This is a genomic window from Kribbella sp. NPDC058245, from assembly GCF_042882005.1.
GTDB lineage: Bacteria > Actinomycetota > Actinomycetes > Propionibacteriales > Kribbellaceae > Kribbella.
The window spans coordinates 443407-462670 of the sequence record NZ_JBHVWY010000002.1 but is presented as its reverse complement, the minus strand read 5'-3'; the positions used below and the strand labels follow the sequence as shown (position 1 = coordinate 462670).

The 19264-nt window shown below is 67.9% G+C and carries 18 protein-coding genes; 12 read left to right on the top strand and 6 right to left on the bottom strand.

The genetic code is table 11. The features are described 5' to 3' along the window. Nucleotides 1-33: 33 nt before the first annotated feature. Nucleotides 34-2523 carry an ATP-binding protein gene (locus ACFVWG_RS05675; protein WP_391541958.1) on the top strand — a complete coding sequence of 830 codons (2490 nt, stop codon included), beginning with the start codon at nucleotides 34-36 and terminating at the stop codon, nucleotides 2521-2523. 451 nt (nucleotides 2524-2974) lie between these two features. Here the strand turns inward: ACFVWG_RS05675 and ACFVWG_RS05670 are convergent, their stop codons facing one another. Both ACFVWG_RS05670 and ACFVWG_RS05665 read right to left on the bottom strand, forming a co-directional pair. Next, complete coding sequence (locus tag ACFVWG_RS05670) at nucleotides 2975-4690, bottom strand: alpha/beta hydrolase (RefSeq protein ID WP_391541957.1); 1716 nt, start codon at nucleotides 4688-4690, stop codon at nucleotides 2975-2977. A gap of 78 nt (nucleotides 4691-4768) precedes the next feature. Beyond that, nucleotides 4769-5332, bottom strand: a complete 564-nt coding sequence (locus tag ACFVWG_RS05665) for a winged helix-turn-helix domain-containing protein (RefSeq protein ID WP_391541956.1) — start codon at nucleotides 5330-5332, stop codon at nucleotides 4769-4771. 82 nt (nucleotides 5333-5414) lie between these two features. On the opposite strand from ACFVWG_RS05665, the gene ACFVWG_RS05660 reads away from it, so the two are divergent. Beyond that, nucleotides 5415-5852: a VOC family protein gene (locus tag ACFVWG_RS05660; protein WP_391541955.1), complete on the top strand. Its 438-nt coding sequence runs from the start codon at nucleotides 5415-5417 to the stop codon at nucleotides 5850-5852. Here the strand turns inward: ACFVWG_RS05660 and ACFVWG_RS05655 are convergent, their stop codons facing one another. Both ACFVWG_RS05655 and ACFVWG_RS05650 read right to left on the bottom strand, forming a co-directional pair. After that, nucleotides 5853-6470, bottom strand: coding sequence for a GNAT family N-acetyltransferase (locus ACFVWG_RS05655; RefSeq protein ID WP_391541954.1), 618 nt, complete (start codon nucleotides 6468-6470; stop codon nucleotides 5853-5855). A 103-nt stretch (nucleotides 6471-6573) separates the two neighbouring features. Continuing rightward, entirely contained in the window at nucleotides 6574-7764 is a 1191-nt protein-coding gene (locus tag ACFVWG_RS05650; RefSeq protein ID WP_391541953.1) for a DUF418 domain-containing protein, read from the bottom strand. 174 nt (nucleotides 7765-7938) lie between these two features. Here ACFVWG_RS05650 and paaA point away from each other — a divergent pair, with 174 nt between their 5' ends. The 6 genes from paaA to ACFVWG_RS05620 are packed head-to-tail and all read left to right on the top strand — an operon-like array spanning nucleotide 7939 to nucleotide 12179. Next, nucleotides 7939-8856, top strand: a complete 918-nt coding sequence (gene paaA / locus ACFVWG_RS05645) for a 1,2-phenylacetyl-CoA epoxidase subunit PaaA (protein ID WP_391541952.1) — start codon at nucleotides 7939-7941, stop codon at nucleotides 8854-8856. Then, entirely contained in the window at nucleotides 8853-9131 is a 279-nt protein-coding gene (gene paaB, locus ACFVWG_RS05640) for a 1,2-phenylacetyl-CoA epoxidase subunit PaaB (RefSeq protein ID WP_391541951.1), read from the top strand. Before paaA ends, paaB begins: the two co-directional genes overlap by 4 nt. Next, complete coding sequence (gene paaC, locus ACFVWG_RS05635) at nucleotides 9128-9865, top strand: 1,2-phenylacetyl-CoA epoxidase subunit PaaC (protein WP_391541950.1); 738 nt, start codon at nucleotides 9128-9130, stop codon at nucleotides 9863-9865. The genes paaB and paaC overlap by 4 nt, the downstream gene beginning before the upstream one ends. Then, nucleotides 9859-10338 carry a 1,2-phenylacetyl-CoA epoxidase subunit PaaD gene (gene paaD / locus ACFVWG_RS05630; RefSeq protein ID WP_391541949.1) on the top strand — a complete coding sequence of 160 codons (480 nt, stop codon included), beginning with the start codon at nucleotides 9859-9861 and terminating at the stop codon, nucleotides 10336-10338. Before paaC ends, paaD begins: the two co-directional genes overlap by 7 nt. A 26-nt stretch (nucleotides 10339-10364) precedes the next feature. Continuing rightward, nucleotides 10365-11459: a 1,2-phenylacetyl-CoA epoxidase subunit PaaE gene (paaE, locus tag ACFVWG_RS05625; RefSeq protein WP_391541948.1), complete on the top strand. Its 1095-nt coding sequence runs from the start codon at nucleotides 10365-10367 to the stop codon at nucleotides 11457-11459. Nucleotides 11460-11486: 27 nt separating this feature from the next. Next, a complete protein-coding gene (locus ACFVWG_RS05620; RefSeq protein ID WP_391541947.1) occupies nucleotides 11487-12179 on the top strand; it encodes an alpha/beta fold hydrolase in 693 nt (230 codons plus the stop codon). Between the two features lie 123 nt (nucleotides 12180-12302). On the opposite strand, the gene argG is transcribed toward ACFVWG_RS05620, so the two are convergent. Continuing rightward, entirely contained in the window at nucleotides 12303-13736 is a 1434-nt protein-coding gene (argG, locus tag ACFVWG_RS05615) for an argininosuccinate synthase (protein ID WP_391541946.1), read from the bottom strand. Between the two features lie 118 nt (nucleotides 13737-13854). Between argG and ACFVWG_RS05610 the strand changes: the two genes are divergently transcribed. The 4 genes from ACFVWG_RS05610 (at nucleotide 13855) to ACFVWG_RS05595 (ending at nucleotide 18461) form a co-directional block, all read left to right on the top strand. After that, a complete protein-coding gene (locus ACFVWG_RS05610; protein ID WP_391542144.1) occupies nucleotides 13855-14682 on the top strand; it encodes a metal-dependent hydrolase in 828 nt (275 codons plus the stop codon). A gap of 117 nt (nucleotides 14683-14799) precedes the next feature. After that, on the top strand, nucleotides 14800-15714 hold the full coding sequence (gene dapA / locus ACFVWG_RS05605; RefSeq protein ID WP_391541945.1) for a 4-hydroxy-tetrahydrodipicolinate synthase: 915 nt from the start codon (nucleotides 14800-14802) through the stop codon (nucleotides 15712-15714). Beyond that, a complete protein-coding gene (locus ACFVWG_RS05600; RefSeq protein WP_391541943.1) occupies nucleotides 15711-17405 on the top strand; it encodes a ribonuclease J in 1695 nt (564 codons plus the stop codon). The genes dapA and ACFVWG_RS05600 overlap by 4 nt, the downstream gene beginning before the upstream one ends. Before the next feature lie 24 nt (nucleotides 17406-17429). Then, the gene (locus tag ACFVWG_RS05595; RefSeq protein WP_391541942.1) at nucleotides 17430-18461 is read left to right on the top strand and encodes a LacI family DNA-binding transcriptional regulator; all 1032 of its coding nucleotides are present in this window, start codon (nucleotides 17430-17432) and stop codon (nucleotides 18459-18461) included. On the opposite strand, the gene ACFVWG_RS05590 is transcribed toward ACFVWG_RS05595, so the two are convergent. Next, entirely contained in the window at nucleotides 18415-19257 is an 843-nt protein-coding gene (locus tag ACFVWG_RS05590; protein WP_391541941.1) for a hypothetical protein, read from the bottom strand. The genes ACFVWG_RS05595 and ACFVWG_RS05590 overlap by 47 nt on opposite strands. Nucleotides 19258-19264 lie beyond the last annotated feature (7 nt).

The window sequence follows — 19264 nt, the reverse complement described above, 5'->3', positions numbered from 1 at the left end:
ACGTACAGGCCGGAAACTGGGTGGAGCCGTCCTGTGTCGTCCGACGGATCACGCCGCGGTTCGGACGACGTGCAGGGGGCTGGGTTCGGCGGCCTGTTGCGCCGGCATCGGCGAGACGCCGGGCTGTCGCAGGAGGGCCTGGCGGAGCTGGCCGGTCTGAGTGTCGACGCGATCGCCGCGCTGGAGCGTGGACGCCGACGTGCTCCGAGAGCACACACTCTGCGACTGCTCGCGGACGCACTGCGACTGAACAGCGCTGAGCGCACTCAACTCACCACCTCCGCTCGCAACGACACCGAGTCGCCGCAGCCGGTGCTGCGCCGCCCACCTGCGCCGCCGAACGAGCTGATCGGCCGGACTGCCGAGCTGACCGCGGCCAGGCGGCTGCTGGGCCAGCGCATCACCCGGCTGCTCACGCTGACCGGTCCGGGCGGTGTCGGGAAGAGCCGGCTCGCCATGGCTGTCGCAAGCGAGCTCTCCGATGACTTTCCCGACGGCGTCTGCTGGGTGCCGCTCGCTGCGCTGACCGATGCGGATGCGGTCGCCCAGGCCGTGGCAGCCTCGATCGGGCTGCACCCGCTGGACACCACCCGTCTGACCGAGGAGATCGCCGAGCAGATCGCTCAGCGGAGTCTGTTGCTGGCGTTCGACAACTGCTCGCACGTGGTGTCGACCGTTGGGCAGCTGTGCGCAGTGCTCCTGGAGTCCTGCCCGAACCTTTCCATCCTCGCCTCCAGCCGCGAGCTGCTCCGAGTCCCCGGCGAGAACGTGTACGTCGTTCCGCCGCTCGCGCTGCCGCCGGATGATGATCAGACCGAGGTGTCGGCCGCAGTCCGGCTGTTCGTGGACCGGGCGAGGGCACGCGGCTACGACCTGACCGGGCAGCTGGACCAGGTGGCGCGAGTCGTGCGCCGGCTGGAGGGGATGCCGCTAGCGATCGAGCTGGCAGCTGCTCGGACAAATGTGATGACGATCGAAGAGCTGGCCGGTGAGCTGGAGACGTCGTTCGGCATCCTGGCCGGTGGCGACCGGACGGCGTCGCCGCGGCAGCAGTCGATGCGTGGCGCGATCGAGTGGAGCCATGACCTGCTCACCCCGGCGGAGCGGGATGTCTTTGCGCAGCTGTCGGTGTTCGTCGGCGGGTGGACGCTGGGCGCGGCAGCGATGGTCATGTCGGGGGAGAGCGCTCCTGGGCCAGTGGCTCGGGCAGAGGCGCTCGATCTGACCGGGCGGCTCGTCGACAAGTCGCTGATCCGGGTGACTCGGCAGGGTGGTGTCGCGCGGTACTACATGCTCGCCGTGATCCGGGAGTTCGCGGCTGACCGCCTGCGTGCGACGGCCAGTGTGGACGAGGCGGTTCGTCGACATGCGCACTTCTACATCGGCTTGGCCGAGCAGGCGGAGCGCGAGCTGCGCGGTGCCAACCAGGAGGAGTGGCTCGAGCGGTTGCAGAGCGAGCTGGACAACCTGCGAGCAGCCATGGCGTGGGCCTTGCAGACCAGGTCGGTCAGCGAAGCACTGCGACTGTCTGGTGCGCTCTGGCTGTTCTGCTACCTGCGTGGTCACTACGCCGAGGGCAGTCAGTGGCTAGAGCGCTCACTCGCGCTCTTGCCTGCAGCTGAGGACATGACTCCGGCACTGGCGAAGGCGAACCTCGGCGCCGGCATGCTGGCGTTCCTGCAATGCGAGTACGACGTGGCGACCACCCGGCTCGAGACCGCGCTCACGCAGTACAAGGAACTGAAGGACGACGCTGGTACGGGACTGGTGCTGCAACGACTCGGGGGAGTGGCGCGGGAGCGCGGCGATTACCGGGCCGCTGAGGAGCTGCACTGCCAGAGCTACGACAAGTTCGAGAGCGTTGGCGACCAGTCGGGGATGTCGTGGGCACATAACCATCTGGGCTTCGCCGCGTGGCTGCGCGGTGATCTGGACATCGCCCGGCGTCGCTGCATCAAGGCACGGGACAGCTTCCGGGTCCTGCGTGACGGCGAAGGGCTTGCCTGGTCGCTGATCAGCCTCGGCGCGATCGCGCAGTACAAGGGTGAGCTGGTCGAGGCGGAGGACCTGCTGCAGGAGAGCCTGACGCTGTCGCAGCGGCTCGGCTATCGCGAGGGTGTGGCGTGGTCGCTCAACCAGCTCGGCATTGTGGAGCGGCGTCGCGGTCTGACCGAGCGTGCGGTGCACCTGCTCGACGAGAGTCTGGCTGAGCACCGAGACCTGGGTGACCGGTGGCGATCGGCCAGTGTGCTGGAAGAGCTCGCGGCTGTCGCTCAACAGCGGGGCCGGAGCGAGTACGCGGCATTCCTGCTGGGTGCGGCGGACGGCGTACGGGATGTGATCCAGGCACCGGTGCCCGAGGTCGAGAAGCCTGACTACCTCGCTACTCGCAGTGCGGTCGAGGAGTCACTCGAGCGGCGCGCCTTCCGGACGGCCTGGTCGGCCGGCCGAGCAGCGCCGTTGGCCGCAGTGGCTGACGGCTATCCAGTGCACAACGCCCCGGACGGTTCCAGGTACCTGTGAGACCCAGCCGATCAGCAGTCCACCAGATCTGCTGATCGGCCCGGCCCTCCGCACATGCCTCGCGGAGCATCACGACCTGGGGGATCGACGATGCCCCGCGAGGGACTTGGGTGTGCGTGGTACGCCCGATGCGTGACTCGGCCGGCTGCGCCTCTGTCTGACCCCCCAGGCAGTCCCCCCACCTTGCAGCCGGCCGAAGCCACGTCCGGCGTTCGAGCCATTCGTCGAGCCCTCCCGGTCGACGCCCGGCTCTCCCGCGCTGACACAAGAGTGTCGAAGTCACGCTCTGTCGCACAGGGACGTAACCCTGACATCGCCCTGACAAATATGTCCTGACAACGAAAGCACCCACCGGATTTCGCCGACCGTGATCGGGAGCTGCCGGTGGGTGATTTCCTGGGCTCCGGGAATTGCCGGTCCGGAGCGTGGGTCAAGCGTTTAGGTAGTGCATTCAGTGGAGATAGCCGGAAATAGCCATGGTGAATCCCGCGACCCGGCGCAACGGCGATCCGGTCGGCGTCCCGGCGGCCTCGCCGCCCTCGGTACCGACCGGCTCCGGGGTGGACGGTGCCGGGATGCCTTCGCCGCGGCAACTGACGTCGGTGGCCGGCGTCTTGCCGGTAGTGAGGAACGTGTTGATGATCCGGTCGGCGCACTTGTTCACGCCGCCGTACACGCCGTGGTCGCCCTCGCCGGTGATGGTCAGCAGCCGCGAACCGGCGTAGCGGTGATGAGCGTCAGCGGCCAGCGTGTAGTTGGTGGCAGGGTCGTTCTGGCTCTGCACCATCAGCGTTGTGGGCAGTCCGGCGCCGGTCGGCTCGGGCAGGTTCAGCCGCGGGCGGTCCCAGTAGAAGCACGGATTCTCGTTCATGCTCCAGCCGATCAGCGGGCTCCGCGGACCGATGCGGCCGGCGAGCTGGTCGGCGTACTCGCGACCCTGCGGCCAGTCGGTGTCGTTGCAGGTGATCGCGGTGAAGGTCGCGCTCTCGTAGTCGTCGCCGAGTGAGGGCATGCCGACAGTGCTGCGGTGCGCGCGCCGTACCAGCTCTTGCTGACGGGCCGGGGAGAGTGCGTCGACGGTGCGTTGCGCGGCCTGCGGACCGCTCTTTGTCTGGGTTTCGGAAAGGCCGCGGAGAAATGCCAGATCAAGGGCCAGCGAGTAGAAGTCGAGTTTTGTATACATATCCCCGGAGACCATGTCGTCCAGGGTGTTCTGGTCGTAGGTGATCCGGACCGAGGCCTCGAGGAACTCCTCGACGACGGGCTGCTTCTTCAGCGCCGCTCGTAACTTTTCGTAGTTGCGTACCACCTGGCGGGACGTCGTCCCGAGGTGCAGCTTGTCGTCGTACTTGGCCGCCCAGGTCGCGAAGTCCTGCTCGAACCGGCGCTGGAACGCGGCCGGCTGGGCCGCGAACGTGTCGAGCCACGGCTTGGTGAAGTCGGTGTTCGAGTCGAGCACGAAGCGGCCGACGTGCTGCGGGAAGTAGGTCTGGTAATACGCGCCCATCCAGGTGCCGCCGGAGTACCCGACGAAGTCGATCTTTTCGAAGCCGAGCAGTTGCCGGATCAGGTCCATGTCCTGCACGGTCTGCCCGGTGGTGAGGTAGGGGAGCAGGCCGCGGGACTGGCGGTCGCAGTACGGCTGGGCGAGCTTGGAGGCCTGTGAAATCAGCTCCAGGTTCCAGGCGTCGCGGTCGCGGGCATCCATCGTGTAACCGGGAGCGCCTTGGCAGGTGACGTTGGTGCTGTCGCCGGTACCGCGCGGGTCGAACCCGACCGCGAGGTGGTCCTTGGCCAGTGGCGCCTGACTGGCGAGGTACGGCGCCATGCCGAGCCCGGCGCCGCCCGGGCCGCCCGGGTTGCCGAACACGACCCGGCTCGGCTTGCCGTGGGCTGGGGTGACCTTGCTGATCGCGAGCTGGATGTCGTTCCCGGCGTACTGGTTGGCCCAGTCGCGCGGCGCGGTGATTTTCGCGCAGGAGGTCCGCAGCTCCTCGTCACCGCAGCGCCGCCAGCTGAGCTTCTGCTGCAGGTACTTGTTCGCCACCGGCCGCGCCTTGTCGACGATCACCCCCGCGGTCATCGAGGCAGTGGCTCCCGATCCGGGAACAACCAGTACGGCGGCGGCGGACAGCCCCAGGCCGACGGCCAGGGAGACGAGCTTCATGAAGACTCCAACGGCAAAGCGTGATCGGACCGTCGCAATCTGTCATGTCAGCCGACCAGGGTCGAGCACCACCCCCGGCTAGTCGCTTTTCGGCGGCAGGAAATACGCGAGCATCCGGACCCGGCGTGCGTCCGGGATCGGCTCTTTGCGTTGCAGATAAGGCATCAGCAGGACCTCTAGATCCTCCTGCACCTTGCGCAGCTCCTCGGCGGTCAGCCACATCCCCGCGTTGAACAACCCGGCCGACCGAGCCCAGTCGAGCTCCAGTTCAGGCTCGGTGCCCGCAACCCATTGGCGCGGAAGGTGCTCGTAGCTCAGCAGCATCGCATTGCTCAACGCACGAGCCGCCTGCTGAACCTCTCCATCGCCGTCTTCCGGAATCTCGAAGAAGATCCCGCGCCCACAGGCCTCCCAGCTGTCGCCGTCGCGCTTGACCAGCCCTACCTCGGCCAGCCGCTCGGCATGGCCCACGACCTCGTCCGCAGCGACGCCCACCGCCTCGGCGAGTTCCGCGGTCGTCGTCGCCCCGTGCCGCGTCAGCCGATCGGTGATCGCCAGCCGCACCGGCTCCGCCAGCACCCGCATCGCCTCGGCGCCCGTGAGCACCATGTCCCCGACCTCGTTCACTCGTACCTCACCCATGCCGGTAAGAGTGCCCTAAGAGGGTGTCTGCGGGCTCCACGCCTACTGCGGGGAGCCCCCAGACACCCTCTAAGGTCGGGGCATGACGGCCTTCGACCTGCACATCGTGTTCGACTGCGCGGATCCGGAGCGGGTGGCGCAGTTCTGGCGAGCGGCGCTCGGTGGGTACGACTTCCCGATGCCGGTGCCGGACGGGTTCCTGACCTGGGACGACTGGGCGGACTCGCAGCAGATCCCGGTCGAGAAGCGGCCGACCGGACGGACCTTGGTGGACAAGGTGCGCGACCGGCCGGACATCTTCTTCCTGCAGGTACCCGAGGAGAAGCTGTTCAAGAACCGGTTGCACCTGGACATCAAGGTGGCACCCGGCCTGGCCGGCGACGATCGTCGTACGGCGATCGACGCCGAGGTGGACCGGCTGATCGAGCTCGGCGGGGGAGTCGTGCGGCGGACGGACGAGCCGGACGGCTACTTCGTGGTCATGCAGGACCCCGAGTCGAACGAGTTCTGCGTCGCCTGATCAGTCTTCGGCGGCGGGGTCGGTGTGTAGCCGGACCTGCTTGATGCGGACCGAGCCGTCGCCGTACAGGTCGAGCTCGCGGTGCGCGGAGTCAGGGGCCCAGCCGGCTTCGGTGTAGAAGGCGCGGGTGACGTCGTCGGTGGAGTTGATCCAGACGGTGATCCGGCGGAAGCCGTCGGCGCGGACGGTGTCGACGACTGCGTTCAGGAGCCGCGAGCCGTGGCCGGCGCGGGTGGCGTCGGGCTGGACGGCCAGTTCGGCGATCAGAGCGTCGTACCGGCTATCGGCGTCCGGGTCGTCCGACGTGGTGATGGCCGCGAACCCGACCAGCGTGCGACCCGCCAGTGCGACCATGACTCGGTTGCGCGCCTCGCCCGGGGCGATCAGCGCGGCCCGCCACTGCGCGGCGAACTGGGCCGGGTTCAGGTCAGCCAGTACGTCGGCCGGAAGCAGACCCGCGTACGACGCCCGCCAGGCCGCGACCTGGATCTCGCCGATCGCATTGGCCTCGGCGGGCAACGCCAGCCGCACACTCGTCTCGGCCACCGGCGGCTCACCGGACAGGTCGGACAGGTTGGCAGGCTCGGGTACGCCGAAGTCGTCACTCACACCCCGCATCCTCCCAAACCTCCTCGCCCCGCCGCCGCCCGGGGACTCACGTTGAGCACCCATCAGTCACATTCCCCCGTAGGAAGTGACTGATGGGTGCTCAAGGTGGGGCTTAGTAGACGAGTCGGCGGAGCAGGGTTTCGGCGGGACCGCGGTAGGAGCGGCGGCTCATCGTGTAAGCGCCGATCACCGAGACCAGCCAGACCCCGACGGCGACTGCGAGTGCCGTGTACGCCGTACTGCCGAAGCGGTGACCGAGGTCGAGGGTGAACGGAGCCAGCAGGGTCATCCAGGCGACGGACTGGAACAGGTAGCCCGACATCGACCGCTGGCCGAGTGAGGAGATCGCCCGGACCGGCAGCGATACCGTGGTGATCCGCGAGACCAGTAGACCGAAGAGCGCGATGTAGCCGGGGCCACCGAACATCCCGCTCACGTGGGACAGCATGCTCAGCGCATCGACCGCGGCCTCGTCGACGTGCAGCCACCCGGCCCCGACCAGTGCGTACGGCAGACCGCCCAGGATTGTGATGCCCATGCTGACCACGGCAACGCGGGTGAGCAGAGTGCGGTGCGCGGCCGGGTTCTCCAGGATCTGCTTGCGGGCGGCCCAGATGCCGAGCCAGACGACCATGATGAACGGGATCACGCTCGCGGTGTGCAGCGGGTACTCGTGCAGCCGGTCCAGCAGACTCGCCCCGTACGACGATGCCGCGAGCGACGGGTTCGGCTCGTTGATGATGGCGTGCGCCGGGCCAGAGCTGGCCAGTGCCGTGACGACGGCTTGGATGCCGACCCAGACGACGTACAGGATCTCGAAGGCCCAGATACCGATGACGATCCGGTGGAACTTGTCGCCGCGGTTGAGGAGCAGCAGGGTGCAGATGATGCCGACGATGCCGTACGCCCCGAGGAAGTCGCCGAAGTAGAGCAGCGTCGCGTGCACCGCGCCGAAAGCGATCAGCCAGGCGTTCCGCTTCAGCAGGATCCGTCGGACTGCACCCGGCGTGGCGCCGGACGACTTCTGCCGCCGGGCGAGCTGGACGAGGCCGTAGCCGAACATGACCGCGAAGACCGGGTAGGCCCGGGCGTCGACGAAGGTGAGTTTGAGGAAGTTCAGGATGCGCTCGAAGCCCTGGGGGGCGGTCTCGACACCGGGCTGACCGGCGAACGCGAAGTTGGAGCTGTTGGCCAGGCCGATCAGCAGCAGCATCGCGCCGCGGATCAGGTCGGGGGCGAGTGCCCGCTCCTTGCCGGTGACCGGACCACGGTGGTCCGTCGGGAGGGTTTGCTGGATCGTCACGGGGAGGGTCCTTCCGAACTGTTTAGCCCTTGAACTGTTGAGACGATCCTCCCGCCGCGGCCGGGCCCGCCCCAGTGCGCTGAGCCCCCTTCTCACGGTGGGTCCAGCACCACCCTTGTGACACTTCTTGTCGATCTGGAGAAAAAGTGTCACATCTGGGCTATGCTCGGGGGTATGGACAGCTTCCAGGCGACCATCGACGCCGACGGCCGGATCGAGCCGCGGGACGCCATGCCCGACGGCTACCGCAAGACCCTGATCCGGCAGATCGCGCAGCACGCACACTCCGAGATCATCGGCATGCAGCCGGAGGGCAACTGGATCAGCCGGGCGCCGTCGCTGCGCCGCAAGGCGATCCTGATGGCCAAGGTGCAGGACGAGGCCGGTCACGGCCTCTACCTGTACGCCGCGGCCGAGACGCTCGGCGTGGACCGGGCCGACCTGCTGGACCTGCTGCACCAGGGCCGGCAGAAGTACTCCAGCATCTTCAACTACCCGACCCTCACCTGGGCCGACATCGGTGCGATCGGCTGGCTGGTCGACGGCGCCGCGATCGTGAACCAGGTGCCGCTGTGCCGCTGCTCCTATGGGCCGTATGCGCGCGCCATGGTCCGGGTCTGCAAGGAGGAGTCGTTCCACCAGCGGCAGGGCTTCGAGATCCTGCACACGCTGTCCACTGGCACTCCAGGGCAGCAGGCGATGGCGCAGGATGCGCTCGACCGCTGGTGGTGGCCGTCGCTGATGATGTTCGGCCCGCCGGACGCGTCGTCCACACACTCCGAGCAGTCGATGGCGTGGGGGATCAAGCGGCACAGCAACGACGAGCTGCGGCAGCGCTTCGTCGACATGACCGTCCCGCAGGCCGACGTCCTCGGACTGCGCGTCCCCGACGACGGACTGGTGTACGACGAGGCCACTGGTCACTACAGCTTCACCGAGCCGGACTACACCGAGCTGTACGAGGTGGTGAAGGGCAACGGGCCGTGCAACGAGAAGCGGCTCGCCAACCGGGTCAAGGCTCATGAGGACGGCGCCTGGGTCCGTGAGGCCGCAGCGGCGTACGCAGCGAAGCAGCTGGAGCGTGCCGCATGATCGAGCCGCTCTGGGAGGTTTTCGTACGCTCGCGGCGTGGCTTGTCCCACACGCATGTGGGCTCGCTGCACGCCCCTGACGCCACCATGGCGCTGCGGAACGCGCGTGACGTCTACACCCGTCGCCAGGAGGGTGTGTCGATCTGGGTGGTGCCGGCGACCGACATCACCGCGTCCAGCCCGGACGAGAAGGACGAGTTCTTCGACCCGGCGGGTGACAAGGTCTACCGGCACCCGACGTTCTACGACGTCCCGGAAGGTGTCGACCACCTGTGAGCGACGACCTCTTCGTCTACGCCCTCCGGCTCGGTGACGACGCGCTGATCGCGGCGCAGCGGACCGCCGAGTGGATCGCGAACGCGCCGCAGCTCGAGGAAGACGTTGCCCTCGGCAACATCGGCCTCGACCAGCTGGGCCAGGCCCGGACGCTGCTGCAGTACGCCGGTTCGCTGGACGGCCGCACCGAGGACGACCTGGCGTACTTCCGTGAGGAGCGCGAGTTCCTCAACGTGCAGCTGTGCGAGCTGCCGAACGGCGACTTCGCGCATGCGATGGCCCGCCTGCTGTACTTCGCGACGTACCAGCACCTCCTGTACGACGAGCTCCGTGGCAGCGCCGACGAGACGCTGGCCGGCGTCTCGGGCAAGGCCGTCAAGGAGGTCGCGTACCACGTCGACCACGCGACCCAGTGGGTCGTGCGGCTCGGTGACGGGACTTCGGAAAGCCACAGTCGGATGCAGGCGGCACTGCAGGAGCTCTGGCCGTACACCGCCGAGCTGTTCGAGTCTGACGAGCTTGTACGGCGTCTGCCGGTCGCTGTGGATCCGTCGACGCTCCGCGATGAGTGGGAGCGTCGGGTGTTCGCAGTGATCGACGAGTCCACGTGCAGTCGGCCGGAAGCGTCGTACCAGCACAAGGGTGGCCGGAGTGGTCGACACACGGAGCACATGGGCTACCTGCTGGCCGAGCTGCAGCATGTGGCTCGCTCGCACCCGGGGGCGACATGGTGACCGACGCTGCGATCCTCGACGCGGTCGGTGAGGTCGCTGACCCCGAGGTGCCGGTGCTGACGATCGCTGACCTCGGAGTGCTGCGTGGTGTGCGACATGAGGGTGATGAGGTCGTCGTGACGATCACCCCGACGTACTCGGGCTGTCCGGCGATGGATCTGATCCGTCACGAGGTCGAGCTGACTCTGAACCACCTTGGCGTCGACGGTCATGTCGAGACGGTGCTGTCACCGGCTTGGACGACGGACTGGATGAGTGAGGCGGGTAAGGCGAAGCTGACCGAGTACGGGATCGCACCGCCGACGGGACGCCGTGCTGTCGGCGGACCGGTGATGCTGTCGCTGACGATCCGCTGCCCGTTGTGTGGCTCGCCTGACACCTCGGAGCTCAGCCACTTCGGTTCCACGTCCTGCAAGTCGCTCTGGCGCTGCAACAGCTGCCGTGAGCCCTTCGACCACTTCAAAAACCTTTGAAAATCCAGTGCAGTAAGGCGATCTAGATGACTACTACTAGTCCCGTGGCTGCCCGGCGCAGGGCGTCGTTCCATGCGCTGAAGGTGGCAGCGATCGAAGCGATCACCGACGACTCGGTAGCGATCACCTTCGTCGTACCGGAGGAGCTTGCGGGGGAGTACGACTTCACCGCGGGCCAGCACCTGACTGTTCGCCGTACTGGTGAGGACGTCCGGCGCAGCTACTCGATCTGCTCACCCGCTGGTTCCGGTGTGCTGCGGATCGGCGTGAAGCGGATCCCCGGTGGCACGTTCTCGGCGTACGCGGCCAGTGAGCTCAAGCCGGGCGACGAACTCGAGGTGATGACACCGCTCGGCCGATTCGGTACGACGCTCGACCCGGCCAACGCCAAGCACTACGCGTTCGTGGCGGCGGGCAGCGGCATCACGCCTGTTCTCTCACTGCTCGCCACCATCCTGTCCGTGGAACAGGACAGCCGGGTCACCCTGCTCTACGGCAACCGCACTGCGGGCTCGGTGATGTTCGCTGACGAGCTGGCCGACCTCAAGGACGTGTACGCCGAACGCCTGCACCTCGTGCACGTGTTGTCGCGTGAGTCCACCGAGGTGGAGCTGTTCAGCGGCCGCATCGACGCGGACCGGCTGAAGCGCATGTTCGCCACCATCCTGCCGGTCGCCGGTGTGGACGAGTGGTTCCTCTGCGGCCCGTACGCCATGGTGGTCGGTGCCCAGGAGCTCCTGCTCGCCGAGGGCGTCGACCGCGCCCACGTGCACGCCGAGCTCTTCCACGTCGGTGACGAAGCCCCCAAGGCTCCCGTCGAGGACACCACCTCCGACGCGGACGCAGCCCAGGTCACCGTCATCCTCGACGGCCGTCGCTCGACCTTCCCGCTCGGTGAGCGCGCCAAGCCGATCCTCGACGCCACGCTGGCAGTCCGCTCCGACGCACCCTTCGCCTGCAAGGGCGGCGTCTGCGGCACCTGCCGTGCCAAGGTCATCGACGGCGAGGTCCGGATGGACACCAACTGGGCTCTGGAGCCCGAGGAGATCAAAGCCGGCTACGTCCTCACCTGCCAGTCCCACCCGACCACTTCGGCTGTGACCGTCGACTTCGACGCCTGACCCCCTGGCGGGGTTAGTACTGCAGGCATGCGCATCTCTTTGTCTGCAGGGGAGTTCGAGTACGTCGACAGTGGTGACCCGGCCGCTCCACCCGCGGTGCTCCTGCACGGGCTCCGCGGTAACGCGACCCGTTGGGATCTGGTTGCGCCGCAGCTCGCCAAGCACCGCCGGGTGCTCGCCCTCGACCAGCGCGGCCACGGCGCGAGCGTGCGGACCCCGTCGTACTCGTATGAGTCCCTGGTCGACGACCTGACGGAGTTCGTCGATCACCTCGGGCTGGAGACCTTCCTGCTCGTCGGTCACTCCATGGGCGGCACCGTCGCCGCCATCTACGCCGAGCAGTACGCCGACCGCCTCACCGGACTCGTTCTCGTCGACTCGGTGCCGCCGGACGGCGATGGTGACTGGACTGTGCCGCCTCGTCCGGCCGAGGAGCTCGACTTCGACTGGGACTGCCTGGTGGCCATCTTCGCCCAGATGGCCACCCCTGACCCCGCCTGGCAGGCCGACCTCGCCAAGATCACAACGCCCACGCTGATCCTCGGCGGCGGCTCCACCAGTCCAGCGCCCCAGCACCTCCTCGCCGAAGCCGCCGCAACCATCCCCGACTGCACCCTGGTCTCCATCGAAGGCGCCGGCCACACCATCCACCAAACCCGCCCCGCCGAGTTCCTCGCCGCCCTCGCCGCCCGCTTCCCCCCACCCCATTTGGCTGGCTGAGCACGCACATTGGGGGTTCTGCACCCATAACCAGAGTGCAGAACCCCCGATATGGCTGCCTAGCCAGCGAAATGCGCAGCCCGGCTCTCCACCTGAGGAGGGCCGGGCTGTTGGGTACGGCGGTCAGTCGGTGCCGGACTCCATGGCGGCGCGGTCGAGGAGCAGGTCTTCCTCGGAGGCTTCGCCGCGGGAGGCGATCGCCTGGGCGCCACCGGTCGGCATCGGGCCGATGAGGTCGGTGGATGCGGCCAGCGCCGGGTTCGACGTACCGAAGAGGCCGAGGCCGGCGTACTGCTCAAGCTTGGCGCGGGAGTCGGCGATGTCGAGGTTCCGCATGGTCAGCTGACCGATCCGGTCGACCGGGCCGAAGGCGGAGTCCTCGGTGCGCTCCATCGACAGCTTGTCCGGGTGGTAGCTGAACGCCGGGCCGGTGGTGTTGATGACCGAGTAGTCCTCGCCCCGCCGCAGCCGCAGGGTGACCTCGCCGGTGATGGCCGAACCGACCCAGCGCTGCAGCGACTCACGGATCATCAGCGACTGCGGGTCCAGCCAGCGGCCTTCGTACATCAGCCGGCCGAGCTTGCGGCCCTCGTTGTGGTACGCCGCGAGGGTGTCCTCGTTGTGGATCGCGTTCACCAGCCGCTCGTAGGCGGCGTGCAGCAGCGCCATTCCCGGTGCCTCGTAGATGCCCCGGCTCTTGGCCTCGATGATCCGGTTCTCGATCTGGTCGGACATGCCCAGCCCGTGCCGGCCGCCGACCGCGTTCGCCTCCAGGACCAGGTCGACCGCGGAGCCGAACTCCTTGCCGTTGATCGTCACCGGCCGGCCCTGGACGAAGCCGATGCTGACGTCCTCGGTGGCGATCTCCACCGAGGGATCCCAGAACTTCACGCCCATGATCGGGTCGACCGTCTCGATCCCGGTGTCCAGGTGCTCGAGCGTCTTCGCCTCGTGCGTCGCGCCCCAGATGTTCGCGTCGGTGGAGTAGGCCTTCTCGGTGCTGTCGCGGTACGGCAGGTCGTGGGCGACCAGCCACTCGCTCATCTCCTTGCGCCCACCGAGCTCGGTGACGAAGTCGGCGTCGAGCCACGGCTTGTAGATCCGCAGGTTCGGGTTGGTCAGCAGCCCGTAGCGGTAGAACCGCTCGATGTCGTTGCCCTTGAAGGTCGAGCCGTCGCCCCAGATCTGGACGTCGTCCTCGAGCATCGCCCGGACCAGCAGCGTGCCGGTCACGGCCCGCCCGATCGGCGTGGTGTTGAAGTACGTCCGCCCGCCGGACCGGATGTGGAAGGCGCCGCAGGTGAGCGCGGCCAGGCCCTCCTCGACCATCGCCGCGCGGCAGTCCACGAGTCGCGTGAGCTCGGCGCCGTACGCCGTCGCCCGCCCCGGAACCGACGCGATGTCGGGCTCGTCGGCCTGACCGAGATCGGCGGTGTACGTGCAGGGCACCGCTCCCTTGTCGCGCATCCACGCGACCGCGACGGACGTGTCGAGACCTCCCGAGAACGCGATCCCGACCCGCTCACCAACCGGCAACGACGTAAGCACCTTGGACATAGGAAGAGTATGCATGCCTCTGAATGATTATGCAAAACGGCGGTGATGGGTGTGGCTGTTGTGACTGATGAGGCTGGATTGAGAGGATGGGGGTAGCTGGAGGGGAGTGAGGCGCACCATGATGGGGCGGTCGCATGCGTTGTCGGGGTGGGTCCTGGGGCTCGCGGTGGCGCCGATGGTCGGGTTGACCTCGGTGGCCGAGGTGGTGCCGTTCGCGGCCGCCACGGCGGGCTACGCGTTGGTCCCGGACCTGGATCACCCGGGCGGGAGCGCCTCGCGCGTGCTCGGACCGGTCACCGGACTGATCTCCAGTGGGATCCGGACCTTCTCCGGTGTGCTCTACAAACTCACCAAGGGTCCGCGTGACGAGGACAGCACCGGCAAGCACCGCCACGCCACGCACACCCTCGCGGCCGCGATCGGGCTCGGCTTCCTGGCCGGAAGCCTGGGAGACCACGGCAAGTGGGCAGTCCTGGCCGTCGCCGTCACGGGTCTGCTGCTCGCAGCCCACGTGCTCGGCGACTGGATCCTGATCGCCACCCTCGGAGCCACCGCCTACTCGGTCTTCGGTACGGCGCTTCCCGGTACGACGCCTGCTGACTACCTCCAGGCGGGCTTGTCCGGGATCGGCGGCTGGATCGGGGTGGCGGTAGGCCTCGGCATGTTCACGCACTGTCTGGGAGACAGCCTGACCCGCTCGGGCTGTCCGTGGCTTTGGCCACTCCCGATCCGGGGTGAGACCTGGTACGAGATCCGGCTGCCCCGCCTTCTTCGGTTCAGTACGAACAGCTGGGTCGAGCGGCTGGTCGTCGTACCGGTGTTGCTGGTGGCCGGCGTACTGCTCCTGCCAGGCGTCTTTCCGTTCGTTTTGTCTACATTCAGTGATGGGAGTGCTACGCAAAGTGTTCACAGAATTTTTTCCGGACTTTTTTCGTGGAACGTGTAACGACTCCCCGGGCTCACCCGATAGGACGAGTGAGCCTGGTAGCTGCCCGGACCCCCGAGCGGACAGCTACCAGGCCTACCCATTTCTTCAGGGCGTCGGGACGGTAATCTGAGCACCATGCCCTCGCCAGAAACTCTCGCCGCACCGGCGCCGCCCTTCGGCCGCCTGACGACGGCTATGGTCACACCCTTCCGCGCGGACGGATCCCTTGATCTCGCCGCGGCCCAGAAGGTGGCCATCCATCTCGCCGACGGCGGGAACGACGCGCTGATCCTGAACGGGACGACCGGCGAGTCGCCGACCACCTCGGACCAGGAGAAGACCGACCTGATTCGCGCCGTCCGCGAGGCGCTCGGTGACCGGGTCAAGCTCGTCGCCGGCGTCGGCACGAACGACACGGCGCACACCATCGAGCTCGCCCGGCAGGCCGAGGCCGCCGGTGCCGACGGGCTGCTGGTTGTCACGCCGTACTACAACAAGCCTCCGCAGGAGGGTCTGCGTCAGCACTTCCTCCAGGTTGCCGATGCGACCGGCCTGCCGAACCTGCTGTACGACATCCCCGGCCGGGCCGGGGTGGAGATCACGACCGAGACGCTGATCGCGCTCGCCGAGCACCCGCGGATCGTCGCGGTCAAGGACGCCAAGGGTGACCTCGCCGCGACCACCAAGGTGCTGGCGAACACCGATCTGTTCTACTACTGCGGTGCGGACGAGCTGAACCTCGCCATGCTGGCGATCGGTGCCGTCGGCATCGCGAGTGTCGTGGGCCACGTCGCAAGCCCGGAGTACCGGCAGCTGATCGACGCCGTGGTGGCCGGCGACCTCGCCACCGCACAGGAGATTGATCGACGGCTGGTGCCCGCTGTCGAAACGATTATGACCATTACCCAGGGCGCCATCATGGTGAAGGCCGCACTCAAGCTGGCCGGCGTCCTCGAGCACGCGACCCTCCGGTCGCCGCTGATCGAGGCGACGCCCGCGCAAGTGGACCGGCTCACCACCGACTTGAAACAGGCAGGACTGATTGCATGAGCCATCCCCATCCAGATCTCTCCGCGCCCGGACCGCTGGCTCCGGGCGCTTTGCGGGTCATCCCGCTCGGCGGCCTCGGTGAAGTAGGCCGCAACATGACCGTGTTCGAGTACGACGGCAAACTGCTGATCGTCGACTGCGGTGTGCTGTTCCCGGACGAGAACCAGCCCGGCGTGGACCTGATCCTGCCGGACTTCCAGCCGATCCGGGACCGGCTGAACGACGTCGTCGCCGTCGTCCTGACGCACGGCCACGAGGACCACATCGGCGGGTTGCCCTACCTGCTGCGCGAGCGCGGCGACATCCCGGTCATCGGGTCGCAGCTCACGCTCGCGCTGCTCGAGGGCAAGCTGAAGGAGCACCGGCACCGCAACGTGCCGCAGCAGACCGTGGTCGAGGGCGAGAAGCTGCAGATCGGCCCGTTCGTCTGCGAGTTCGTCGCGGTCAACCACTCCATCCCGGACGCGCTCGCGGTGGCGATCCGGACGCCGGCCGGCATGGTGCTGCACACCGGTGACTTCAAGATGGACCAGCTGCCGCTGGACGGCCGGATCACCGACCTGAACGCGTTCGCGCGGCTCGGCGAGGAGGGGGTCGACCTGTTCTGCGTCGACTCCACCAACTCCGAGGTGCCCGGCTTCACCACGCACGAGCGCGACATCGCGCCGGTGCTGGACGGCGTCTTCACCAAGGCCAGGAACCAGCGCATCATCGTGGCCTGTTTCGCCTCCCACGTGCACCGCGTCCAGCAGGTCATGGACGCCGCCGTGAAGCACCGCCGCAAGGTCGCGTACGTCGGCCGCTCGATGGTGCGCAACATGGCGGTCGCCCGCGATCTGGGCTTCCTGACCGTGCCCGGCGACACGCTGATCGACATGCGCGAGCTGGAGAACTACCCGCCCGAGCAGGTCGTGCTGGTCTCCACCGGTTCCCAGGGCGAGCCGATGTCGGCGCTGTCCCGGATCGCGGCCAACGACCACCACGTCGTCCAGATCCAGCCCGGCGACACCGTCGTACTGGCGTCGTCGCTGATTCCCGGCAACGAGAACTCCGTCTACCGGGTGATCAACGGGCTGACCCGGCACGGCGCGAACGTGATCCACAAGGGCAACGCCCTGGTGCACGTCTCGGGTCACGCGAGTGCGGGCGAGCTGCTCTACTGCTACAACATCGTCAAGCCGCGCAACGTGATGCCGGTGCACGGCGAGATCCGGCACCTGCACGCGAACGCCGAGCTGGCCATCCAGACCGGCGTCCCGCGCGAGAACGTGGTCGTCGTCGAGGACGGTGTGGTGGTCGACCTGATCGACCGCAAGGCCGTGGTGGCCGGCAAGGTCGACTGCGGGTACGTCTTCGTGGACGGCTCGACGGTCGGCGACATCACCGAGACCTCGCTGAAGGACCGGCGGATTCTGGGCGACGAGGGTTTCATTTCGGTGATCGCCGTGATGGACTCCGTCACCGGGAAGCTGACCGCCGGGCCGGAGATCCAGGCGCGCGGGTTCGCCGAGGACGACACTGTCTTCGACGACCTGAAGCCGAAGATCGAGGCGGAGATGGCCAAGGCGATCGGCGGCGGCGTGGACGACATCTACCAGTTGCAGCAGGTGATCCGCCGGGTGGTCGGCAAGTGGGTCAGTGACACCCACCGCCGCCGCCCGATGATCATCCCGGTCGTCGTGCAGAGCTAGTTACACAGAGAGAGTGGGCCGGCGATGAGCATCAACGGTGTGAACGGAACGGGCCAGCGCCGGCCCACGATGAAGGAGGTCGCGGCCCGGGCCGGGGTGGCACTGAAGACGGTGTCGCGCGTGGTCAACGAGGAGCCGAACGTCAGCCCCGAGCTGACCGCCAAGGTCCAGGCTGCGATCAAGGATCTGAACTACACACCGAACGAGTCGGCCCGGATGCTGCGCCGCGGCAAGACCGGCACGATCGCGGTCGTCATCCGCGACATCGGTGACCCGTTCTTCGCCTCGCTCGGTCGCGCGGTCGAGCTGTGGGCCCGCTCGTCGGGTTCCGTGGTGATGATCGGTCTGACCGACGAGGACCCCGAGCGCGAGCGGGACGTCTGTCTCGAGTTCGTGGCTCGCCGCCCGGACGCTCTGATCATGGCGCCGATCGGGGAGACCCAGGAGTACCTCGCGCCGCACGTCGACGCGGGGATGGCGGTCGTCACGATCGACCGCCCCGCGCACGGTATCGAGGCGGACGCCGTACTGGCCGACAACGCGGGCGGTATCGATCAGGCGATCGACCACCTGGTTCGCCAGGGCCACCGGCGGATCGCCTACCTCGGTGACGACGAGCGGATCTTCACCGCGCGCGAGCGCGTGGTCGCCTACCGGGCCGCGATGGCCCGGCACCGCATCGACGTCGACGAAGACCTCGTGCACCTGTCCGAGCCCACCACGGAGGGCATCGGCATCACACTGTCCGCCGTACTGGATCGGCCGGAGCCGGCCACGGCGTTGCTGTCGGCCAACAACATGACGACCGCTGAGGTACTGCGTGGTCTCGCCGGTCGGCGTGATCAGGTTGCGCTCGTCTCGTTCGACGACCTGGCTCTCGGTGACCTGCTCAAGCCGGGTCTTACCGCGGTCGCTCAGTCGGCTGACGTCATGGCCCGTACGGCGATTCAGCTGATGACCGAGCGGCTTCCCGAGCCGCACCGGCCGGGGCGCACCGTTCGGGTGCCGGTCAAGCTGACGATTCGTGGCTCGGGAGAGATTCCGCCGGCGTCGTAATCTCGCCGTACCGAGCCAGTACGACGGCGGCGGCGACCGCGACGAGGAAGCCGCCGACCGCCAGTGCGCCGTACCCAGGTCGCGAGTGGTCGCCGAGCGCGATCAGTCCGACCAGTGCCGGGAACACGGTCTCACCGACGACCAGCATGGCCGTCGCCATCGTGACGCCACCGCGCTGTAGCGCCGAGGCGTAGAAGTACATCGCCAGTGCGCCGCTCACGACCGCGGTGTAGAGGGCGGGCTCGGCGAGCAGCTTGAGTGGGTGGAAGTCGGAGATGATCCGGCCCGAGATCGCGACCACGCCGAACGCGAGCCCCGCGACGAGGCCGAGCAGGGGAGCTCGCAGCCGCTGCGGCGCGCGGTGCGTCGCGAGTCCGGCGAGGCCGAGCACGATCGTTGCCCCGATCAACGACAGCCGGAACCCGTGGCTGACCGGAGTACTGCCTTCGCTACCGGCCGACATCCCCAGCAGCGCAAGCCCAGTGCAGACTGCGGCGACTGCTGACCACTCCTTCGTGCCAAGCCGTACGCCGAGCACCCGCGCCGCTACCGCGGTGACGGCGAGACTTGCTGCGAGCGCGGCCTGGACGAGGAACAACGGCAGCGACTGCAGTGCGACCATCTGGAGCCCGAAGCCGAGCAGGTCCATCCCGATGCCGACCAGGAACCGCCACTGGCCGACGACGCGGAGGACGCCGCGCGCACTCTCATCCGGAGTACTTCGCGCGGCCGCGGCTTGCAACACCGACGCCAGTCCGTAGGCCACCGCAGCAGCAAGCGCACACAGCAACCCCATGGGGCCA